This window comes from Flavobacterium sp. UBA6195 (assembly GCF_002422095.1).
Classification (GTDB): domain Bacteria; phylum Bacteroidota; class Bacteroidia; order Flavobacteriales; family Flavobacteriaceae; genus Flavobacterium.
This window is the reverse complement of the sequence record NZ_DITB01000113.1, coordinates 6,063-6,902: the sequence shown is the minus strand read 5'-3', so window position 1 is coordinate 6,902 and position 840 is coordinate 6,063. Positions and strand designations below refer to the sequence as shown.

Annotated in this window: 1 protein-coding gene; it reads right to left on the bottom strand. The window is 31.3% G+C overall.

Annotated elements, in window-relative coordinates; genetic code table 11:
* On the bottom strand, nt 1-840 hold an 840-nt coding region (locus B4I81_RS10145; protein ID WP_291110290.1), incomplete at both ends, for a TGS domain-containing protein.

Here is an 840-nt window from a genome sequence, read left to right as displayed (position 1 = left end):
GACAGTCTTTTCTATGAACTTTAATACCTTCGTTTATCGTTACAAATCCAAATACTTCATCACCAGGGATTGGATTACAGCATGATGAAAGTTTGTAATCTAATTTGTCTTGCTCTGTTCCAAAAACTAGTAAATCGTATTTTTTACTGATTTCATTTTTCTGAATTTGATCAGTGTTATGAGACGGTGAGCGTTTAATTGTTTTTTTGAAAAAATTTACAAGAGTGTTACTTTTTTGAGCGGCATAGTCTTTTAATTGTTGGTTTTCAATTGCACCAATTCCAGCTCTGTAAAATAAATCGAGACTAGTTTGTAACTTGAAATAATTTACAAGTTCATTTGTAGTATTTTCGTTAAGAGTAATCTTTAAATGGCGGAGTTTTCGCTCTAATAATTCTTTACCTTCTTCTGCAATTTTTTTAGTATTCTCGTTTAATACGTTTTTAATTTTATTTTTAGCACGCGAAGTTGTTACGTAATCTAACCATTGAGAAGTTGGTTTTTGATTGACTGAAGTAATAATTTCAACTTGGTCACCACTATTGAGTACATGATTTAAAGGAACTAATTTTCCATTTACCCGAGTTCCTCTAGTTTTTACTCCAATTTCTGAGTGAATACTAAAAGCAAAGTCTAAAGAAGTAGCTCCTTTTGGTAGCGATTTAATTTCGCCTTTTGGAGTGAAGACATAGATTTCTTTGGCATATAAATTTAATTTAAAATCTTCTACAAAATCGACTGCATTAGCCGATGAATTTTCCAATGCTTCTTTAAGTTGATTTAGCCATATTTCTAAACCATGTTCTTCTGTAGCCCCGTTTTTATATTTGTAATGTGCGG